The sequence below is a fragment of the Paraglaciecola sp. 25GB23A genome (assembly GCF_040012495.1).
Classification (GTDB): Bacteria; Pseudomonadota; Gammaproteobacteria; order Enterobacterales; family Alteromonadaceae; genus Paraglaciecola.
In genome coordinates, this window is the sequence record NZ_JBDYKM010000017.1 from 1 (window position 1) to 18,243 (window position 18,243).

The window sequence follows — 18,243 nt, forward strand, 5'->3', positions numbered from 1 at the left end:
ATTCGCTTCACGGGCGATGTATTCATTGAGGCTGCGCATAAACCAACTGATGTCGTATAAACGCTGGCGGTAAATACTCACGGTTTCCTTTAAGCTCAACTGCTCACCTTCACTTAATTCGTCATGACGAACGTATTTCTGTGTTAACAGTGTGCCTTTGTGTAAACCATGCCAGCGCCTAACGACTTCTTCCATTGACCAGCTTTCAGCCAGCGCTTTATCCACATAGACCACCATATGCGTGTGATTACTCATCACCGCATAGGCCGCAATATCAATAGCGAAAAGGGAAGATAAAAACAACAAACGCGCCTCTACCCAGCCGCGGCGGTGCTCATAGCTTTGACCGGTAACAGTATCTCGACCACACAAAAAAGAGTGACGAACACAGCGCGAGACACAGTGGTAATAAGGAGTATCAATAAGACTGATTTGGCTTTGACGTGATTGTGGCATGACAGACCATCCGTGGTTGTTTGAACCTTTAAAGGGTAGTTCAAAACTGTTTTTTTGCCAGTTTATGATGGGTGTCATAATAATAATAATAGTCTTATTGGTAACAATGATGGGTGTCATAGTAATAATAGTCATGATGGGTGTCATAGTAATAATAGTCTTATTGGTAACATTCATTATTCAGAGTTGAGATTAGTGAACAAGCACAATTAACCACGCTATCTCAGCAAAAATGTTTTACTCTGTACGACTACTAAATTACATAGTTACCTTAATCATGTTAAAACCCAATTACGCTTTTGATAAGCGCCAGAAAGAAATTGCAAAACAAAAAAAGAAAGAAGAGAAGCGGTTGCAAAAGGCAGCAGCCAAAGACACGCCGGTCGAGAGTGAATCAAAAGACAGTGACGACCCTGACGAAAAGTAAGAGCTTGCCTCTAAACTTTCGGGCCCCTGTCAAATTATTACAATGGACTTTGTCTAAACTCAGAAGGAAACGCCATTAGCATCAAGACGTTTTTAGAACGATATATGACTCTTTAGCTAGATTCCCGTAACTGACACAAACGACACGATACTTTTTGTTACTCGCAACTCAAAGTTTAAGCTGTCTCGCTAAGGTGTTTTTGGTTTTTGCTCTGCGAACCAATAAAAGCTTAGTGATAAGGTTCCAAATACTACAAAACCGATGGCGACTGGGGTAACCGTATCTTCAATAAAACTACCCACTAACACAGCGGTAGGTACAGAGAACAAGCTACTCAAAGAGCCTATGATGGCTGCACCTAAACCCGCCATGTCACCCAAAGGTTGCATGGCCATTGAATTGACATTACCAAACAAAATCCCAATACAGAAAAAAGCACAAAATAAAACCGAAACAAATTGCCACAATGGCGGAATACCATCGTAAATAACACATAATACGGTTAATAAAATTGAGAATACCAACCAGCCAAATATTGCCCAATTGCATAATAATCTCATGCCCAAGCGCATAACCAATGTTCCGTTAATAAACGATGCTAATCCAATAGAAAACGCGAGTAAGGCAAAATACAGTGGAAACAGTTCACCTGTATCATAAACGTGTTGAAACAGTGTTTGTGAAGCGCTGATATAGGCCAAAAAGCCGCCAAAAATCAATCCCATAGCAATGGTGTAAAACATCACTAACCTGTGGGTCAGAATAAACTTACTAGAAATCCAAAGCTGAGGCCAACTGAAAGGTTTGCGTTTTTCCTTTGGCAGGGTTTCAGGTTGGCGGATAAAAAACCAGATACCCGTTAACAAACCTATGACTAAAAATGATGAAAATATATGGTGCCAAGAAAACATAAATAAAATAGCTTGCCCAAAACTTGGTGCCAACATAGGAACCAGTATGAACACCATCATAATGAAAGACATAACGCGGGCCATGGCAACACCTTCATACTGATCACGAATGACCGCCAGCGCTGCAATACGTGGGCCTGACACACCAAATGCCTGAATAACTCGGCCGATTAACATGACGGTTAGTGTTTCAGCAAACATACAAACAACGGAGCCAATTGCAAAAATAATAAGGCCAGAAATTATGGCATAACGACGCCCCTTATCATCGGAAATAGGGCCGTAATAGAGTTGTCCGAAACCCATGCCGATAAAAAATAGTGAAACGATCAAATGGGTTTGTTGGGGATCAACAATTTTGAGATCTCGGCCGATTTGGTCCAGCGCAGGCAACATTGCGTCAATGCTAAGGGCAACCAATGAGGTCATTAGTGCCATCAATGACACAAACTCGACTAAACCTAAGGCAGGTTTAACTTTTTTCTTTTTTACTGCAATACTGGAAGACATTTATTAACACCCTTTTCTAAGGGGTGAATTCTAACATCTTAGACTAAAGTGACTCACCACTTTATTTGATTTTATGGTATTTTTATATTTTGGTGAAAATCAATGATTGATTCCTATGTAAAGTCCATTCGGTACTCGATATAAGGCTCAAAGTGGGTAAGGCTAACACAGGCCTATCGCTGGTTAGAAAGGCCGGTTTAAGGTGACTTAAAGCTGATTAGCACCGAGATATTTTTTCAAAAAACTATCCATTTCGCTAAATACTCTATGCCTATTTCGTTGAATTGACAGGTAGTGATCGCCATTCTCAAGCTCAACATATTTAACCTCTTTGTCCAAGTCTTCTAACTCGTCAGCCATCTCTCGGCTTTGCTTAACATCAACCACTCGGTCATCTTCTCCATGCATTAACAACACTGGGATTTTTATCTGTTTGGCTTGATAGTAAGGTGAGCGTGCCTCAAGATCATCGTCGTCTTCGCCAATTTGTTTTTTAACAAATTTTTTATTGAGGAAATGGCGACTGCCTCTGACTAATCTATCTAAATCCATTACGCCGGCAAAACTCACGGCGCATTGAAATAAATCAGGGGTTTTAACCGCTGCCATCATAGCCGCATAGCCGCCATAACTGGCACCCACAATACACATACGGTTTGGGTCAGCAATTTTTTGCTCTACCAACCAGTGGGCGGCATCGGTTAAATCATCTTGCATGCTTAAACCCCAAGCTTGCATCTGACTTTCCGCAAACTGTCGCCCGTAACCCGTTGAGCCTCTGAAATTAGGCCTAAATACCGCATAACCGCGGCTCACAAAAAAAGAGGTCCAGTAATCAAAACCATCGTATTCTCTGGCACCCGGTCCACCGTGAGGATGCAGAATGGTCGCAATAGGACCCTCGGTACTTTTAGGTAAACTTAGGTAGCCTTCTATTGGTGTTCCATCTCTGGCAGTATAGGTAACTAAGCTGTGCTCACTTAATCCTTCTATTGGTATGCTTGGATATTGTTCAAAGGCCAAATTAATGGTTTTTTCCTCACGGTTACCCAAAAAGTAGGCGCCAGGAATAAAGTCACTTTCTGCATAAATGGTATAAATATTTTCATCATCACTGAAATCGACTAAATAATTACTGGTATCAGGCATAGCAATATCAATGGCTTGCTGAAATTTTGCGTAATCGTCATTCCAGTAGATACGACCACCATCACTATTTGAATGACGAATACCAATGACATCATTACTTTTACGGGAATAAATCAAGGAGCCATCAAAATCATAGTCAGGGTCGTCAAACACCAAACTAATTTTTTTACTAACTAAATTGATTTTAAACAAGGCCAATTTATCCTCTTTATATGCTCGGTAATACAGTATGTCTGGATTCTTGGCAAAGCCTAATGGTGTTATGCCAGGCTCTTCTAAAGCATTGTATTCAAACATGGTATGCCAAGTATCATCGTCGCCAATTTTGATGCGTATTGATGCCTCACCAGAATTATAATCAAGCGCCTGACCTAAACGCAGATTACCTTGGCGGTCGGCCATCCAATCTCTAACATCCATCTTGCCTTTCTCAATGCGTGATTTTCTGCGGGTATAGATATTAAGTTTATAGACTGAGGGTAAGTTAGGGATATCCAAGTCGATCGCAATGAGTATATGCTCAGGATCATCGGGTAGAAATGACACGACATCGTCCTGAAACTGGGAAACATGGTTATCATTGGCGCCAGCTCTAATTAAATTGCGCTGTTTGGCTTCTTTACCATCTACATCAATAGCCACCAACCTAGTTTCTTTGTATGCAACTGTGCCTGTTTTACTGGCAAATCTTACGCTAACAATCAGGGTTTTTTCATTAGCCCAGCGAAACCAATTAATCTTGATATCTTCGTTATCAGACTTCACCAAATACTTTTTGTCACCGGTGAGCAAATTTAGCGCAGTTAATACGGATATTTGTGGATTAGTATAATTTTGAATAAAGGCAATTTGACTACCGTTAGGCGATAAATCTAAGCCACTGACGCTGGGTAATTGACTAAAACTACTGACCGCTAATTCTGCCGAAAATAGCGTTTTTGATATAAAAAGCAGGACAAAAAAACCAAGATATTTAACATTCCTTGTCATACAACTATAACTCTAATCTAAGCTTGTGTTAGATCAGAGTTTAACACCAACTATTGCCATCAAGAAACAACTTTAATATGACTTTTGACTACCAAGAGCACATTGTCTTGATTGATTCGTCTGCATAAAAAATCACTCGTGACATTACTCAGCCATACAGGCACTTTGTGCGTTTAGCGCGCGAGGGTAGTGCTGCCAATCCACTACTTTTTTAAAATCATACAAAAAACTTCACTCATTTATTTTGGATAAATCTTTCAAGCGTCCATTGCGTAAGCTATAAATCCAACTATGAATAGTTAGGTCTTGGCCGCGTTTAATAGCCTCTTTAAAAATATTACTGCGGCGCACATTGGCGGCTTGTTCCATTACATTTAACTCACATAAACGGGCAGATTTATCATGAGCATTAAGCTCGGCTAATTCCGCGCGATGTTTATAAGCAATGTCTTTGATATGGCCTAACCAATTATCGATAAGCCCCAAGGGCTGATCTTGTAAGGCGGCATCAATACCGCCGCAACCATAATGTCCACAAACGATAACGTGTTTAACTTTGAGCACATCAACAGCATATTGCAGCACCGATAAACAATTAAAGTCTGTATGCACCACTAAATTGGCTACATTACGATGTACAAAAATATCGCCAGGAATTAAGCCCACGATTTGGTTCGCCGGAACACGACTATCTGAACAGCCTATCCATAAATATTCAGGCTTTTGTCGCTTAGATAATCGATCAAAAAAACCCGGGTCTGCTTCATTAGTCGACTCTGACCAATTTTTATTATTTTCAAGTAATTGATTAATTTCGTTCATAGGCCCTCACTTTTTGTGCGCGCAGTATAATGAATCAATAGGGTTGAACAAGTCCAACCATAGGACTAATGCATCACCCAATTGATAATTTGATGATAAAAACTGATGCCCAAAATCACATTAAAGGGAAAGGTAATACCTAATGAAGCCAGCATTGCTAAACCTATATCAGCTTCCTTAATACTACTTTTTATTGCTGCAGGCGCAGCGATATAAGAGGCACTCGCCAGTAAGCTGGCAAGGATGACCATTGTACCTTCAGATAGACCCAACACCACGCCTGCAGCTATGCCGACTAGGGCCAATACACTTGGAGCAAGCAGAGCGAACACCAAAAGACGCCAATGTTTAATCGGCAATGGGCGCAAAGTTTCAGCCGCCACTAGACCCATTTCCAGCAAGAATATGGCTAATACGGCTTTAAATGCACCCGTAAATAGTTCTGTTACTTCTGAACCACTTTGATAACCATACATAAAACCAATCACCACACCACCAAGCAATAAAATAACCCCTCGATTGGTAAAGGACTCATGCCATAAATTAGTCATAGCTGAGCCTTCAGCTTGGCCCTGAGAGTAGCGCCGGTATAAAAGTAGACCTACTACAATAGCGGGCAACTCAAGTAAGACTAAATATAAGGTCACTTGCGCAGACGTTTCTAATTGATTGGCTTCAATGTACGCTAAAGCCACCGCGAAGGTACCGGCACTAACTGAGCCATAGTGGGCGGCAATACTGGCACTATCAGCTAACGACAAACGCACTACTTTAGTGAGCAGTGGAAATAATACTAAGGGAATAATCGCCCCAATAGCTGCGACCACCAGTAACTCAGGAACCAGTTGCCAATGTAAGTTACCATGCAGTGCCATTCCGCCTTTTAAACCGATGGTTAACATAAGCAACAAACTCATGGTGTCGTAGGCTGCTTTAGGCACTTTAAGGTCAGAGCGAACTAGGCCAGCAATTAAGCCCAGCAAAAAGAACATCACCACGATATCGGGCATTTTAAATCGCTTCCGTTTTGCAATTGAATGAATGGGATTAATGCATGAATAATATCTTCAGGCATCCATTGGACCTTAGTATATCAGCGCTAGATATTTTGTAATGTATCTTTGTTCACTAAGATATGTTCAAGCTTATCGCATTTTTTAAAAACTCATTGGTTCGATAACCGATACGTGAAAATAGACAGTTAACATTACACAAAGAGTGGGTATCAACAAATCGTATTATTGCTTAGCGTGCGGCCATTTTGGCAGCACTAATGGTATCTTCCCCATGGCAATACCGTTGCCCAACAATACTACACAGACACCAATGAGTGCTTCTAAGTGCCACTGGTAACCTTCGAACAAGGTAGACAATAACAAAGCAACAATGGGATAAACTAACACTACATAGGCGGCCTTATCTGAACCCATTTGTCGTAGTAATTTCATATAGGCTCCAAAAGCCAAAACTGAGCCAAAAAGAGACAAATACAGCATAGAAAAATAATAATGGGGATTTGTGGGCAGCCGCCATTCAAGGTCTTGGAACAAAACATAACAAAGAATAAATAATACGCCGTAACTCATGGCCCAGAAATTCATTTGGATCACAGGTGTGCCGTGATCAAGAATGCGTTCTGATAACACATTGCCTAAACCAGCAAAAAAGAAGGAAACAAAAGCAAAACTAATACCTAAGATCAACAAATGGTCCGCTTTAATTTTGCCAAATTCTGGCATAAAAATCAGACTGATACCTACCATGCCACAGGTCGCACCGATAATGACTTCTCGGCGCATAGGTTTTTTCAATAGCACACGGCGTAATACCACATTGATATACACCATACAGGAGCTCATTACCGCAACAATAGCGCTAATAATGTATTGTTGACTCTGGTACAACAGGGTGTAGTCCAAGGCATATAAACACAAGCCAGCTATGGCCATTTTAAAATGAATATGCAGTGGCAGTTTTAATGATAACTTTTTGAATAAACAAAAAGCCCCTAAGATAATAGCCGCTAAGAAAAAACGAAAAGCCACCGATAAAATCGGATCCACCTCGCCAAATTGAAAGGTAATGGCTAACCACGTTGAGCCCCAAATCAGCACAACCGCAGTAAATAATTGGGTGTTAGTCACGATATATAAACCCTATTTTGGGAGCAAAAACGGTTAAAAATTTATGAGCTTTTTTTACAAATAATTGACTGAAAAAATGATACCAAGCAGCAAGTTACCCACAGTTGTGGCATTTTTACCGCTTCGGCGGCTATACTGCTACCCACGTTTATTTGCCGCCGAACCATTACGATGAAAAAGTTTCTATTGTCGACGCTTGTTTTGTTATTTGTTATTGCCGCTGTTGTTGTATATCGCGCTAACACCGTTTTTATTGATCAACAATATCGCGTCACCCAAGCGCTTGAGCCCGTTATTTTAGATAAATCTGCGGTAATAGCACGTTTTAGTCAAGCCATTCAAATACCCACCATTTCGTATGATGATCGCAGTAATTTTGACCATCAAGCCTTTAGCACTTTTCATGATTATTTAGCCACATCGTTTCCCTTGGTGAATCAGAAAACCGAACAAACGCGCATAGCTGACTACAGTATAATTTATCACCTCAAAGGACAAAACGAGCAACTCAAACCCGCTTTGTTTATGGGACATATGGATGTTGTTCCCATCGAAGCCGCCAGCTTAGCTGATTGGCAACAGCCTCCTTTTAGTGGCAAGCTTGAAAATGGCATCGTTTGGGGACGAGGAACCATAGATGACAAAGTCAGTGTGGTGGCTTTAATGGAAGCCTTGGAACTCCTCATCGCACAAGGTATTCAACCACAGCGCAGTATTTATTTTGCTTTTGGCCATGACGAAGAAGCTGGAGGAGAGGGCGCTAAAGCCATTGCACAATATTTTGCTGAAGAAAACATTCGTTTTGAATTTGTGCTGGATGAAGGCGGTGTTATCACTGATGGGATTATTCCCGGACCTCAACAACCGGTGGCTCTAGTCGGCATAGCGGAAAAAGGCTATGTCAACTTTCACCTTAGTGTGAAAGGCGAGGGAGGTCATTCATCTCAGCCTCCTGATCACACTACAGCAGGCATATTAGCGCAAGCAATAGTCGAGGTAGAAAACCACCCCTTTGACACTAAACTCGACTTTTTTGAATTGATGTTTGAGCGCATTGGTTTTGCCACCCCCTTATCAACGCGTTTGCCTTTAGCCAACTTATGGTTACTCTCTCCTGTAGTCGAACAAGTACTTTTAGCCAAAGCCAGCTCAGCGGCCGGTATCCGCACCACAACTGCGGTCACCATGCTTCAGGGCAGTAATAAATCGAATGTTTTACCCAAAGTGGCAAGTGCAGTAGTCAACTTTAGAATCTTACCAGGGGATACAATTGCCAGCATTCGCCAACACCTAGTTGAGGTTATTGATAATCCTTTGGTTGAAATTGAGGCTGAGTTAGCCAATGAAGCCTCCGCTGTATCGACCACCGACTCATTAGGATTTAAACTTATCGAAAGCACTATTAGACGACTTAACCCTGATGTATTAGTGAGCCCTTACTTAGTTCTTGGCGCCACAGATTCAAGACACTTCCAAGGATTATCTGATAACATTTATCGCTTTATGATGGTCAGTCTCAATCCTACCACCTTAAAACAATTCCATGGGGTTAACGAACAAATAAGCGTAGAAGACTATTTGCAAGCAATTCAGTTTTATTACGCTATGGTTAATCAGGCAGCGCAAGGTTAATCAAACTGAATTCGAGATATTTATCATTTAAAAGGAAAGCATAGAATGTTTAAGCACCTTATTAGTCTAACAAGCATCCTGCTAGTTTTAACGACCTTATCAAGCTTCGCCTTGCAGGCAACGACCCAGGTATTACATGTAGGAAATCTACTCGCCATACCCGGTCAGGCCCCTAAAGCACAACAAACCGTGATTATTAAAGATGGGCTTATTAGTCAAATCAGCGATGGCTACCTTGATGCCAACTCCTTTGGTGACGACGCGCAGTATATTGATTTGAAAAATCGCTTTGTGATGCCGGGATTAATGGATATGCATGTGCATTTACAATTTGAACTGGGTCCTAAAAATGATAGTGAGACATTAAAAATGTCTGACCAACTGGTGGAGATGCGCTCACTAATGTTTGCCATGCGTACTCTTAAAGCAGGTTTTACAACTGTGCGTGATGTAGGTTCGATGAGCCAAGAAATGTACGCCATGCGTGACGCAATCAACAGCGGCTGGGTAGACGGTCCACGTATTATTGCTGCTGGAGGGGTTGGCATTACTGGCGGGCACGCTGACGTGAGTGGAATGAAACCAGAGTTAATGGAATTGTATACCCAGCCCTCCGTTTGTGATGGCCCTTATGATTGTCGACGCGCTACTCGTGACGCGATTAAATATGGTGCTGATCTTATCAAAATAACCTCTACCGGAGGAGTCTTAACAGACCGCGCCACCGGTACTGGCCAGCAAATGGAAATGGATGAATTAAAAGAAGTGGTGTTGGCAGCAAAACGCATGGGGCGTAAAGTAGCCAGTCATGCGCATCAGGAAGACGGTATTATCGCCGCACTAGAAGCTGGGGTAGACAGCATTGAGCATGGAACTTATACCGGCGAAAAAGCGATTAAATTGTTTAAAAAAACGGGGGCTTATCTAGTTCCTACCCTACTAGCCGGACATACAGTGGTAGGCATGGCAAAAGATTCAGACTTTATGAGCCCTGCCATTAAAGAGAAGGCAATAAAGGTGGGTGGCGACATGCAAGGTAATTTAGGTCGTGCTTATAAAGCTGGGGTAAAAATAGCCTTTGGTACTGACAGCGGCGTTTCTCAACATGGCACCAATGCCTATGAAGCAGTGTTGATGGTAGACGCTGGTATGAGTTCCATGGATGTGCTGAAGTCAGCAACCGTTAATGGCGCTGACTTACTCGGTATGAGCCAACAAATTGGTACTTTGGAAGTCGGTAAGCAAGCAGATATCATTGCCACTGACGGCTCACCACTGGATGACATCAAACAATTACTTGATGTGGATTTTGTTATGAAAGGTGGCAAGGTGTTTGTGCAGAAATAAACATCACCAGGCAGAGCGTGGGATGTTAGCGCTCTGTCTTAATTACTTTGAACCTGCTACAAACAACTTATTGTTTTTAGCATATAGCCAAGTCAATGCGCTCAAAAAGAGGGTCAAGGGTACCAAAACTAATTCAAATTGCTCACCCAATATCGCGCGGTACTTTACCGACCAAAATAAAGCAAAAAAACAATGGGCACTCAGCAAAAAACCGCACCAAAAGTTAATTAAGTTGGCCCACTTTGCTTTGTGTAAGCCAAACCAAGCTAGATTCCCCAAAAGAACCGCTATCACTAATAACACCGTGGGAATAATATAGTGTTTACCTATAATAAAAGTTTGCAGCACAGCCAAAAAACCCAGCAAAGCAAGTAAGGCCATTAGCCAGTCGAAAGAGTTATTTAGGCTGAGTTTTTTCTGCATAGTAGTTTAGTCTGGTTTGAATAAATTGAAGACCTAGCCTACCTTATTCTGGAAAGCCTGCGCAATGTTTTGCTGTAATGCCCTTGTCGTACCATGAGGCACGTTCATGCCAAAAAATATTATGACTTGGCTGAATATTCGGCTCTGCATTTAAACTTCCTGCGGGCACAATCAGAGCCTTACCGCTTTTGTTTACAAAAGGTAAACCGCTGCCGCATTCGGTACAAAAAACCTTAGTGAAACTGCGCGACGGATGTTCAAAACGTTTAAGTGAAGTTTCTCCGCTTGTCCAACTAAGATTATCGGGTGCGGTAAAAAGATGAGCAACATGAGCTGAACCTGTCATTTTTTGACATTGCGTGCAATGACATAAATAAAAACGGCTGAAATCATTAGTTAAGGAAAAGGTGACTTCACCACACAAACAACTGCCAGATATAAGATTACTCATGTAAGGACTCCAGGTTCAAAGTGATTTATTGATTGGATTTTCAGAGGAATGGCTATCGCTTGGACTTAAACCCAACAAATATTTCCCCAGCAACGAGTGCCGGAGAGATATTATTTAACAACTAATAGACACTATGTGTCGTGTTATATGTTGTAACTATTGTGCTTTGTGCACTTAGGCGCGCACTTCACCTTCGCCCATCACAATAAACTTCTCAGTAGTTAATGACTCCGCACCCATGGGTCCGTAAGCATGCAGTTTACTGGTTGAAATACCAATTTCAGCACCCAAGCCTAATTGACCACCATCAGAGAAACGTGACGAAGCATTCGTCATGACTACGGCTGAATTGATTCGACGAATAAAGGCCTGCGCATTTGAATAGTCTTGTGTTGCAATCACTTCAGTATGACCCGAACCATAATCTTCAATGTGTTCTATTGCTTGATCAAAATCATCAACTACCCGAATGGCGATTTCCAGCGCAAGATATTCTGCATGCCAATCCTCTTCGGTTGCCGCTGTGGCTCCCTGGAAATAGCTTATGCTGCGTTCGCAGGCGTGCACTTTCACTGCGTGTTCAGCCAGTAAAGTAGCGGCTTTGGACAAAAAACTGGCCGCAATATCTTTATGCACCAATAAAGTCTCGAGTGAATTACACGCACTGGTACGCTGAGTTTTACCGTTTTCTAGTAGTTTAAGGGCTTTGGTTTCATCCGCGGCATTATCTACATATAAATGGCAGACGCCTTTAAAATGCTGAATAACTGGAATACGGCTATTTTCACTCACAAATCGAATCAGACCTTCGCCACCTCTGGGAATGATGAGATCAACGTACTGATTAAGGGTCATTAATTCATTCATGACTTTACGATCGGTATCGGGGACAACAACCACAGCTGCAGGATCAAGACCATGCTTTTGCAGAGCTAGTTTGATCGACTCTGCCAAGGCTAAATTAGAATGAAGGGCTTCTTTACCACCGCGTAAAATCACTGCATTACCCGCCTTCAAACACAGTGCTGCCGCGTCGATGGTGACATTGGGACGCGATTCATAAATCATCGCAATCACACCTAAAGGAATACGCATTTTACCCACTTGAATACCGCTTGGCATACGCTGAATATTCGAGATTGAACCGACAGGATCAGCTTGCGCGGCAATTTCTAATACGGCATTGGCAATATCTTTAATGCGCTCGGGTGAAAGGCTTAAACGGTCTAACATCGCGGCATCTAAACCATTGTCTTTGCCATCACGCAAATCAATTTCATTGGCCGCTAAAATTTGCGATGTTTGCTCTAACATCGAGTTCGCAATATCAGTCAACAAGGCATTTTTTTGCACTGATGATAAATTGGCTACCTGTCGCGCCGCTTTTTTAGCTAGGGCGGCAGAATGAGAAATAGAAAATGACATAAAGTTTCCTTATGTTTGGATCTTATATCTAACAAGATCATTATTTGAGAGGAGCAGTAGGCTTAGTTTTACCTTACATCAACACTAAGTCGTCTCTATGTACGGCAGCTTCGCCGACAGAAAATCCTAATGTTGCTTCAATTAAACTGCTCTTGAGACCTTTAATATTGGCCAGATCTGCAGCGTTATATAACACTAGACCTTTTGCTATTACGGCTTGGTTACATTCGATATTTACCGCTTCACCCGCGACAAAATTACCGACTACAGCCACGATTCCTGATGGAAGCAATGAGGCACCCTTATCTGTTAGTGCACGCTTGGCTCCTTCATCAACAATAATGCTGCCTTTTGTCAGTAAGCTGTGTTTTAACCACATATCACGTGCACGTTGTCGACTTTGATGAGGAACAAACAGCGTTCCTGTCAATTCCCCCTTGGCTAACGCTTCAAAAACGCTGGCCTCTCGGCCATTAACAATCAAAGTTTGAATACCGCTTTTGACACATTTTTCAGCCGCTTGAATCTTAGTTCGCATTCCACCGGTTCCCACGCTACTCCCTGCACCACCAGCCAGTTGATGAATCTCTGGTGTAATTTCTAGTACTTCTTTAATCAAGGTCGCTTGTGGGTTATTACGCGGGTCGGCGTCATATAATCCGTCAATATCTGAACAAATAATCAAGGTATCTGCTTGCGCAACTAAGGCCGTATACGCTGCTAGGTTATCATTATCCCCAACTTTTAGCTCGGCTGTTGCTACAGTATCGTTTTCATTAACTATGGGCAGAGCATTATTTTTCAATAACTCACGCAAGGTATTCTTAATATTAACATAGCGAGTTCTGTTGTGGAGGTCGTCAGCAGTGAGTAGAATTTGGGCGCAATCACACTCAAAAAGCGAGGTCCAATTGGCCATCATATGCATCTGCCCTATTGCTGCCATCGCTTGTTTTTCGGCGATAGAAGGGCGGTGTTTATAGGCGATTTTACTTCTGCCCGCGGCAACACTGCCAGAGGAAACCAATATGACCTCTTTACCCTGCTTGTGGCTTTCATTAATAAAATGCGCAATTGCAGCTAAGTATAAGGTAGAACATTGATTATTGGGGGCAATGAGACTACTTCCGACTTTTATTACTGCCCGTTTCCACTCAAAGCGTGCCATGTTTAGCTCCGAAAAAAATTATGTGTTGAGATTACGATAAACAGGCGATTAAACAAGGCCTAGTAGTTATAAGCTATGATCTAAAATACGCTTACCCAGCTATAGGTAAAGGCCATATATACCGAGCTTGATGCAATCAGTCCTAAAAATATGGCTTTCGGCCGAAAAACCAAACAACTGACGTCCATTTAAATTTATAGTAAAGTGCTAATACCCAGATTGTGGCAACGCCATCATTTGGACCCATAATTATAACTCCAATCTCAGGGAACAACATGTTCAATAAATTCATAAAAATAACTGTCCTGTCAGTTATTGCAGCTTCTGCATTAGGTTCTTTTACGGCCTACGCTGGAATACAACAGACTAAAGGTGACTTTGAAGACAAGTTTCGTCAACTTGATGAAGAGCTACCAACACCCAATGTATATCGTAACGCGGCCGGTGAGCCCGGTCATCAGTATTGGCAACAGCGTGTAGATTATAAAATCAAAGCCAAACTTGACGAAGAAAAACGCCGCATCGACGGTGTTGAAGATATTACTTACCACAATAATTCACCTGATACATTGAAGTATCTGTGGTTGCAATTGGATCAAAATATTTACCGCCCTGACTCTATGGCATCAAAAACTGACTCCTTTGGCGGTATCGGTAATCGTGGCCCTGCAACACAATCTGCCAGCAACGACAAACCCGCTCAATTAAGCTTAGGCGCCCTACGTCGTCAGCAATTTGTAGATGACAATCAACTTGGTTATGACATCAAAGCTGTCAAAGACAAATCCGGTAAAAAATTGCATTACGTGATTGTTGGCACCAATATGCGTATCGATTTACCACAAGCGTTAAAGCCTGGTAAAAACGTCGATTTTAGTATTGAATTTGGTTTCAATATTGTCGAAGAAGATGCGGTTTCGGCTCGTGCGGGCTACGAGCACTTCCCAGATGATAAACGAGAAGGTGGCAATGATATCTTCTTATTAGCACAGTGGTATCCGCGCTTACATGCCTATACAGATTACGAAGCATGGACTAATAAAGAATTTTTAGGGCGGGGTGAATTTACGCTTGAATTCGGTGATTTTGATGTTGAAATGACCGTGCCTGCCGACCATATTGTCAGCTCTACCGGTACCTTACAAAATGCAAGTGATGTACTCAGTTCAACTCAGCGTAAACGCTTAAAAGAGGCTGAAAAAGCCGATCGCATCGTATTTGTTGTGACGGAAGAAGAAGCCTTAGAGAATGAAAAAGAAGGCACTGATAAACAAAAAACGTGGAAATTTAGCGCTAAAAACGTGCGTGATTTTTCTTGGGCTTCATCACGTAAATTCATGTGGGACGCCAAGGGTTATCAGCAAGGTGGAAATGACCAACCTTTAGTCATGGCGATGTCTTTTTATCCGAAAGAAGGCGGCGACTTATGGAAGAAGTATTCTACCGAGTCAATCGTACATACTTTGCAAGTCTATTCTCGTTTTTCCTTTGACTATCCGTATCCTGTCGCACAATCGGTAAATGGTCCAGTAGGTGGCATGGAATATCCCATGATTACCTTCAATGGTCCACGTACCGAATTACAAAAAGACGGTACACGTACCTACTCTCAGTCAGAAAAGCGTTTTTTGATTGGCGTAGTGATACATGAAGTCGGCCATATTTACTTTCCAATGACGGTTAACTCTGACGAGCGTCAATGGACATGGATGGACGAAGGGCTCAACAGCTTCTTAGATGGCGTAGCAGGTCGTGAATGGGATCCAACTATTCCATGGGGTGTTGAACCACGGGATATCGTTGACTATATGAAAGGCAGTGTTCAGGTACCTATCATGACTCAGTCTGACAGCGTACTAAGACTTGGACCTAATGCCTATACCAAACCTGCGGCAGCACTCAATATACTGCGTGAGACTATTTTAGGCCGCGAGTTATTTGATTTTGCCTTTAAAGAATATGCCCAACGTTGGAAGTTTAAACGTCCCACACCCTCAGATTTTTTCCGTACAATGGAAGAAGCATCAGGTGTTGATTTAGACTGGTTCTGGCGTGGTTGGTTTTACACTACCGATCATGTCGATATCTCTTTAGATACTGTTTATAAATTGCGTTTGGATACTAAAGATCCCGATATCGATTTTTCGCGTGAACGTGAATATGAAGCAGACAAGCCGCTGTCTCTAACCATTGAGCGTAACGCAGCAGAAGGTAAACTTTGGGTTGAACGTTTCCCTGACATCAAAGATTTTTATGATGACAATGACCGTTTTACGGTGACCAATAAAGAACGTAACACCTATAAAAAATTCCTTAAGGACTTAAAACCTTGGGAAAAAGCAGCATTTGAGCGTGCAGTAAAAGAAGATAAGAACTACTACGTATTAGATTTTTCTAATAAGGGTGGTTTGGTCATGCCTATCATTTTAGAACTGACGTTCACCGATGGCACCAAAGAGAATCAGTATATTCCTGCTGAGATCTGGCGTCGTTCAGCAAAGACTGTGAGTAAATTAATTATTACTGATAAAGATAAGGAGCTAGTCAGTGTTACCGTTGACCCACGCTGGGAAACAGCTGATGTTGACGTGAACAATAATCATTATCCACGTCAGATTATTCCTTCGCGAATTGAAGCGTATAAAGCGAAGAAAAGTACCAGTAAAGTGGCACGCGACATCATGCAGGACATTAAAACTGAACTGAAAAATGACGATGCCGGCGATGAAGAAAAAACTGACTCTGACGGACAGTAATAATCGTGAGAAATAAGTGCTTAGCGCTAATCTGGGGGACGCTGCTGTTAGCAGCGTCTTCTGTTTATGCCCATCAACAAAAAACCGCGATTAGTACTGTGCTATTCAACCAGCGCAGTAATAATATAGAAATCATGCATAGATTTGATATCCATGATGCCGAACATGCGGTCAAAGAAATATTTGGCAAAGGCGCCGATATTCTCGACTCGTCCGAAACTCAACAGCAGTTTAGTGATTATGTAAGTAAGCGTTTTTACCTATTTAATAGTAAAAATAAACCTTTGCCCTTAAAGTTGGTTGGATTTGAAAAAGACGGCAAGTTTTTTTGGGTCTATCAAGAAACGGAACAACCCACTGAACTAACCAATATGATCATCCGCAATGACGCCTTACGTGATATTTGGCCGCTACAGGTCAATACCATCAACGTTGAAGGTAAGGGCAACCTGCAAACACTGACGTTTAGTGACTCAGTAGAGTTATTAAGTGTAGAGTTTGGTGGTGAACACTCACCATAGTGTTAATCCAAAGGGTTTTTCATCTTATTGATCTAAATCAAAATGCTTAAAGCCTAAACAACTATAATCTCCTTAGATTATTTACAATCTAATTTAAGGAGATTCATCATGTTAGATCTTATTTTACACGACCCAGTAGCTTGGGGCTCAATCTTGGGTATTAGTATCATCGTCGCGATGGCTGGTTATTACACCTATTTATTTATTCATAACACTAAACTGAACCGTTAATCTTGCGCAGGGGCTGACTTGTACGCTTGAGTTCCCCACAGTGGTACTGTTGACAAACTATGTTTAAAACTGCCTGACGTTTCTTTGGTTGAATACGACACGTACATCAATGTTTGTGACCTAGGATCAAAGACACGGCGAATTTTCATATTTTTAAAGAAGATACTTTTCGACTTTTTAAATACGATTTCACCACTATCTGACAAATCGATAGCGTTTATCATTTGGGCGGTAATTTCACCGGTTTGTCGACAAGAGATAGAGCTATCAGAGGGATCAGAAAAACTTAAATCGGCCTCAATACTGGCAATGTGGCAAGTAACGCCGGTCACGATTGGGTCAACCATAATATCAAGTTTGATATCTTGGGTAGTAAACACCCCTAATGAAATATCCCCAACTTCGTTACTATCACATGCAGTGATAAGACCAATAAGCCCTAGTACCAACAACTTTCTATACATAAAAATTCCTTCAATGACCCAGATATTTGCCTATAGGCTAACATATTTTAATTCGGTCAAGGCTAGGTATTATCAGTATCAGTAAGGTTGTTGCATCGAAAAAGGTAAGGTGCCTAAATACTGGACAGAATCTGGATTACCGATCATTTCGTCATAAGGAGAATCATGTCGCATTTCAGCCAAGACCACCGTAAACCCATCAAAAACATCTCGAATATGCTGAGAGCTATGGAAGCGCAGCGGGCTTTCACCCTTAAATACCATACCGTGCTGCTGGGCAATCTGCAGTTTTACAAAGTATAAATTCATTTCGTAAGACAACACCGTCAACTTATCAATTACGGTAGTTTTAGGGTCTAACTCTAACAATTGAAATTTTGACTCTTGCATACGTACACCAAGTTAAATGAACTAAG

General features: G+C 41.7%; 17 protein-coding genes and 1 pseudogene. 6 read left to right on the forward strand and 12 right to left on the reverse strand.

Annotation, left to right across the window (positions count from 1 at the left end; translation table 11 throughout):
- Positions 1 to 456 (reverse strand): annotated as a pseudogene (locus ABKW31_RS17110) (transposase); the annotation flags it as partial.
- 277 nt (positions 457 to 733) lie between these two features.
- On the opposite strand from ABKW31_RS17110, the gene ABKW31_RS17115 reads away from it, so the two are divergent.
- Positions 734 to 883, forward strand: a complete 150-nt coding sequence (locus ABKW31_RS17115) for a hypothetical protein (RefSeq protein WP_348617791.1) — start codon at positions 734 to 736, stop codon at positions 881 to 883.
- 188 nt (positions 884 to 1,071) lie between these two features.
- Here the strand turns inward: ABKW31_RS17115 and ABKW31_RS17120 are convergent, their stop codons facing one another.
- From ABKW31_RS17120 to ABKW31_RS17140, 5 genes are all read right to left on the reverse strand, one after another.
- Positions 1,072 to 2,304, reverse strand: a complete 1,233-nt coding sequence (locus ABKW31_RS17120; protein ID WP_348617792.1) for a multidrug effflux MFS transporter — start codon at positions 2,302 to 2,304, stop codon at positions 1,072 to 1,074.
- A gap of 207 nt (positions 2,305 to 2,511) precedes the next feature.
- Positions 2,512 to 4,443, reverse strand: coding sequence for a prolyl oligopeptidase family serine peptidase (locus tag ABKW31_RS17125; protein ID WP_348617793.1), 1,932 nt, complete (start codon positions 4,441 to 4,443; stop codon positions 2,512 to 2,514).
- Between the two features lie 231 nt (positions 4,444 to 4,674).
- Complete coding sequence (gene can / locus ABKW31_RS17130; RefSeq protein WP_348617794.1) at positions 4,675 to 5,265, reverse strand: carbonate dehydratase; 591 nt, start codon at positions 5,263 to 5,265, stop codon at positions 4,675 to 4,677.
- A gap of 65 nt (positions 5,266 to 5,330) precedes the next feature.
- Positions 5,331 to 6,275: a sodium-dependent bicarbonate transport family permease gene (locus ABKW31_RS17135; RefSeq protein WP_348617795.1), complete on the reverse strand. Its 945-nt coding sequence runs from the start codon at positions 6,273 to 6,275 to the stop codon at positions 5,331 to 5,333.
- Between the two features lie 228 nt (positions 6,276 to 6,503).
- Entirely contained in the window at positions 6,504 to 7,409 is a 906-nt protein-coding gene (locus tag ABKW31_RS17140; protein WP_348617796.1) for a DMT family transporter, read from the reverse strand.
- Positions 7,410 to 7,580: 171 nt separating this feature from the next.
- Here ABKW31_RS17140 and ABKW31_RS17145 point away from each other — a divergent pair, with 171 nt between their 5' ends.
- Both ABKW31_RS17145 and ABKW31_RS17150 read left to right on the forward strand, forming a co-directional pair.
- Entirely contained in the window at positions 7,581 to 9,041 is a 1,461-nt protein-coding gene (locus ABKW31_RS17145; protein ID WP_348617797.1) for a M20 family peptidase, read from the forward strand.
- Between the two features lie 45 nt (positions 9,042 to 9,086).
- The gene (locus tag ABKW31_RS17150; RefSeq protein WP_348617798.1) at positions 9,087 to 10,388 is read left to right on the forward strand and encodes an amidohydrolase family protein; all 1,302 of its coding nucleotides are present in this window, start codon (positions 9,087 to 9,089) and stop codon (positions 10,386 to 10,388) included.
- Positions 10,389 to 10,430: 42 nt separating this feature from the next.
- On the opposite strand, the gene ABKW31_RS17155 is transcribed toward ABKW31_RS17150, so the two are convergent.
- From ABKW31_RS17155 to proB, 4 genes are all read right to left on the reverse strand, one after another.
- The gene (locus ABKW31_RS17155; RefSeq protein WP_348617799.1) at positions 10,431 to 10,811 is read right to left on the reverse strand and encodes a hypothetical protein; all 381 of its coding nucleotides are present in this window, start codon (positions 10,809 to 10,811) and stop codon (positions 10,431 to 10,433) included.
- A gap of 43 nt (positions 10,812 to 10,854) precedes the next feature.
- Entirely contained in the window at positions 10,855 to 11,262 is a 408-nt protein-coding gene (locus ABKW31_RS17160; RefSeq protein WP_348617800.1) for a GFA family protein, read from the reverse strand.
- 174 nt (positions 11,263 to 11,436) lie between these two features.
- Positions 11,437 to 12,687, reverse strand: a complete 1,251-nt coding sequence (locus ABKW31_RS17165) for a glutamate-5-semialdehyde dehydrogenase (protein WP_348617801.1) — start codon at positions 12,685 to 12,687, stop codon at positions 11,437 to 11,439.
- Positions 12,688 to 12,760: 73 nt separating this feature from the next.
- Positions 12,761 to 13,855: a glutamate 5-kinase gene (gene proB, locus ABKW31_RS17170; protein ID WP_348617802.1), complete on the reverse strand. Its 1,095-nt coding sequence runs from the start codon at positions 13,853 to 13,855 to the stop codon at positions 12,761 to 12,763.
- 275 nt (positions 13,856 to 14,130) lie between these two features.
- On the opposite strand from proB, the gene ABKW31_RS17175 reads away from it, so the two are divergent.
- The 3 genes from ABKW31_RS17175 to ABKW31_RS17185 all read left to right on the forward strand — a co-directional run bounded on the left by ABKW31_RS17175 (position 14,131) and on the right by ABKW31_RS17185 (position 17,363).
- Positions 14,131 to 16,611 carry a M1 family metallopeptidase gene (locus ABKW31_RS17175; RefSeq protein WP_348617803.1) on the forward strand — a complete coding sequence of 827 codons (2,481 nt, stop codon included), beginning with the start codon at positions 14,131 to 14,133 and terminating at the stop codon, positions 16,609 to 16,611.
- Positions 16,612 to 16,640: 29 nt separating this feature from the next.
- Positions 16,641 to 17,132 carry a DUF6702 family protein gene (locus tag ABKW31_RS17180; protein WP_348617875.1) on the forward strand — a complete coding sequence of 164 codons (492 nt, stop codon included), beginning with the start codon at positions 16,641 to 16,643 and terminating at the stop codon, positions 17,130 to 17,132.
- Positions 17,133 to 17,240: 108 nt separating this feature from the next.
- The gene (locus ABKW31_RS17185) at positions 17,241 to 17,363 is read left to right on the forward strand and encodes a hypothetical protein (protein ID WP_348617804.1); all 123 of its coding nucleotides are present in this window, start codon (positions 17,241 to 17,243) and stop codon (positions 17,361 to 17,363) included.
- Here the strand turns inward: ABKW31_RS17185 and ABKW31_RS17190 are convergent.
- Both ABKW31_RS17190 and ABKW31_RS17195 read right to left on the reverse strand, forming a co-directional pair.
- On the reverse strand, positions 17,360 to 17,827 hold the full coding sequence (locus tag ABKW31_RS17190) for a CreA family protein (RefSeq protein ID WP_348617805.1): 468 nt from the start codon (positions 17,825 to 17,827) through the stop codon (positions 17,360 to 17,362). The genes ABKW31_RS17185 and ABKW31_RS17190 overlap by 4 nt on opposite strands.
- Before the next feature lie 78 nt (positions 17,828 to 17,905).
- Positions 17,906 to 18,217 carry a DUF6482 family protein gene (locus tag ABKW31_RS17195; RefSeq protein WP_348617806.1) on the reverse strand — a complete coding sequence of 104 codons (312 nt, stop codon included), beginning with the start codon at positions 18,215 to 18,217 and terminating at the stop codon, positions 17,906 to 17,908.
- Positions 18,218 to 18,243: the final 26 nt, after the last annotated feature.

What these genes read in the sequence shown, in the direction of transcription:
- ABKW31_RS17160 (WP_348617800.1), bottom strand. Translation starts at nt 11,262, where the DNA reads ATGAGTAATCTTATATCTGGCAGTTGTTTGTGTGGTGAAGTCACCTTT.
- proB (WP_348617802.1), bottom strand. Translation starts at nt 13,855, where the DNA reads ATGGCACGCTTTGAGTGGAAACGGGCAGTAATAAAAGTCGGAAGTAGT.
- ABKW31_RS17135 (WP_348617795.1), bottom strand. Translation starts at nt 6,275, where the DNA reads ATGCCCGATATCGTGGTGATGTTCTTTTTGCTGGGCTTAATTGCTGGC.
- ABKW31_RS17115 (WP_348617791.1), top strand. Translation starts at nt 734, where the DNA reads ATGTTAAAACCCAATTACGCTTTTGATAAGCGCCAGAAAGAAATTGCA.
- ABKW31_RS17165 (WP_348617801.1), bottom strand. Translation starts at nt 12,687, where the DNA reads ATGTCATTTTCTATTTCTCATTCTGCCGCCCTAGCTAAAAAAGCGGCG.
- ABKW31_RS17150 (WP_348617798.1), top strand. Translation starts at nt 9,087, where the DNA reads ATGTTTAAGCACCTTATTAGTCTAACAAGCATCCTGCTAGTTTTAACG.
- can (WP_348617794.1), bottom strand. Translation starts at nt 5,265, where the DNA reads ATGAACGAAATTAATCAATTACTTGAAAATAATAAAAATTGGTCAGAG.
- ABKW31_RS17190 (WP_348617805.1), bottom strand. Translation starts at nt 17,827, where the DNA reads ATGTATAGAAAGTTGTTGGTACTAGGGCTTATTGGTCTTATCACTGCA.
- ABKW31_RS17125 (WP_348617793.1), bottom strand. Translation starts at nt 4,443, where the DNA reads ATGACAAGGAATGTTAAATATCTTGGTTTTTTTGTCCTGCTTTTTATA.
- ABKW31_RS17155 (WP_348617799.1), bottom strand. Translation starts at nt 10,811, where the DNA reads ATGCAGAAAAAACTCAGCCTAAATAACTCTTTCGACTGGCTAATGGCC.
- ABKW31_RS17120 (WP_348617792.1), bottom strand. Translation starts at nt 2,304, where the DNA reads ATGTCTTCCAGTATTGCAGTAAAAAAGAAAAAAGTTAAACCTGCCTTA.
- ABKW31_RS17195 (WP_348617806.1), bottom strand. Translation starts at nt 18,217, where the DNA reads ATGCAAGAGTCAAAATTTCAATTGTTAGAGTTAGACCCTAAAACTACC.
- ABKW31_RS17145 (WP_348617797.1), top strand. Translation starts at nt 7,581, where the DNA reads ATGAAAAAGTTTCTATTGTCGACGCTTGTTTTGTTATTTGTTATTGCC.
- ABKW31_RS17175 (WP_348617803.1), top strand. Translation starts at nt 14,131, where the DNA reads ATGTTCAATAAATTCATAAAAATAACTGTCCTGTCAGTTATTGCAGCT.
- ABKW31_RS17185 (WP_348617804.1), top strand. Translation starts at nt 17,241, where the DNA reads ATGTTAGATCTTATTTTACACGACCCAGTAGCTTGGGGCTCAATCTTG.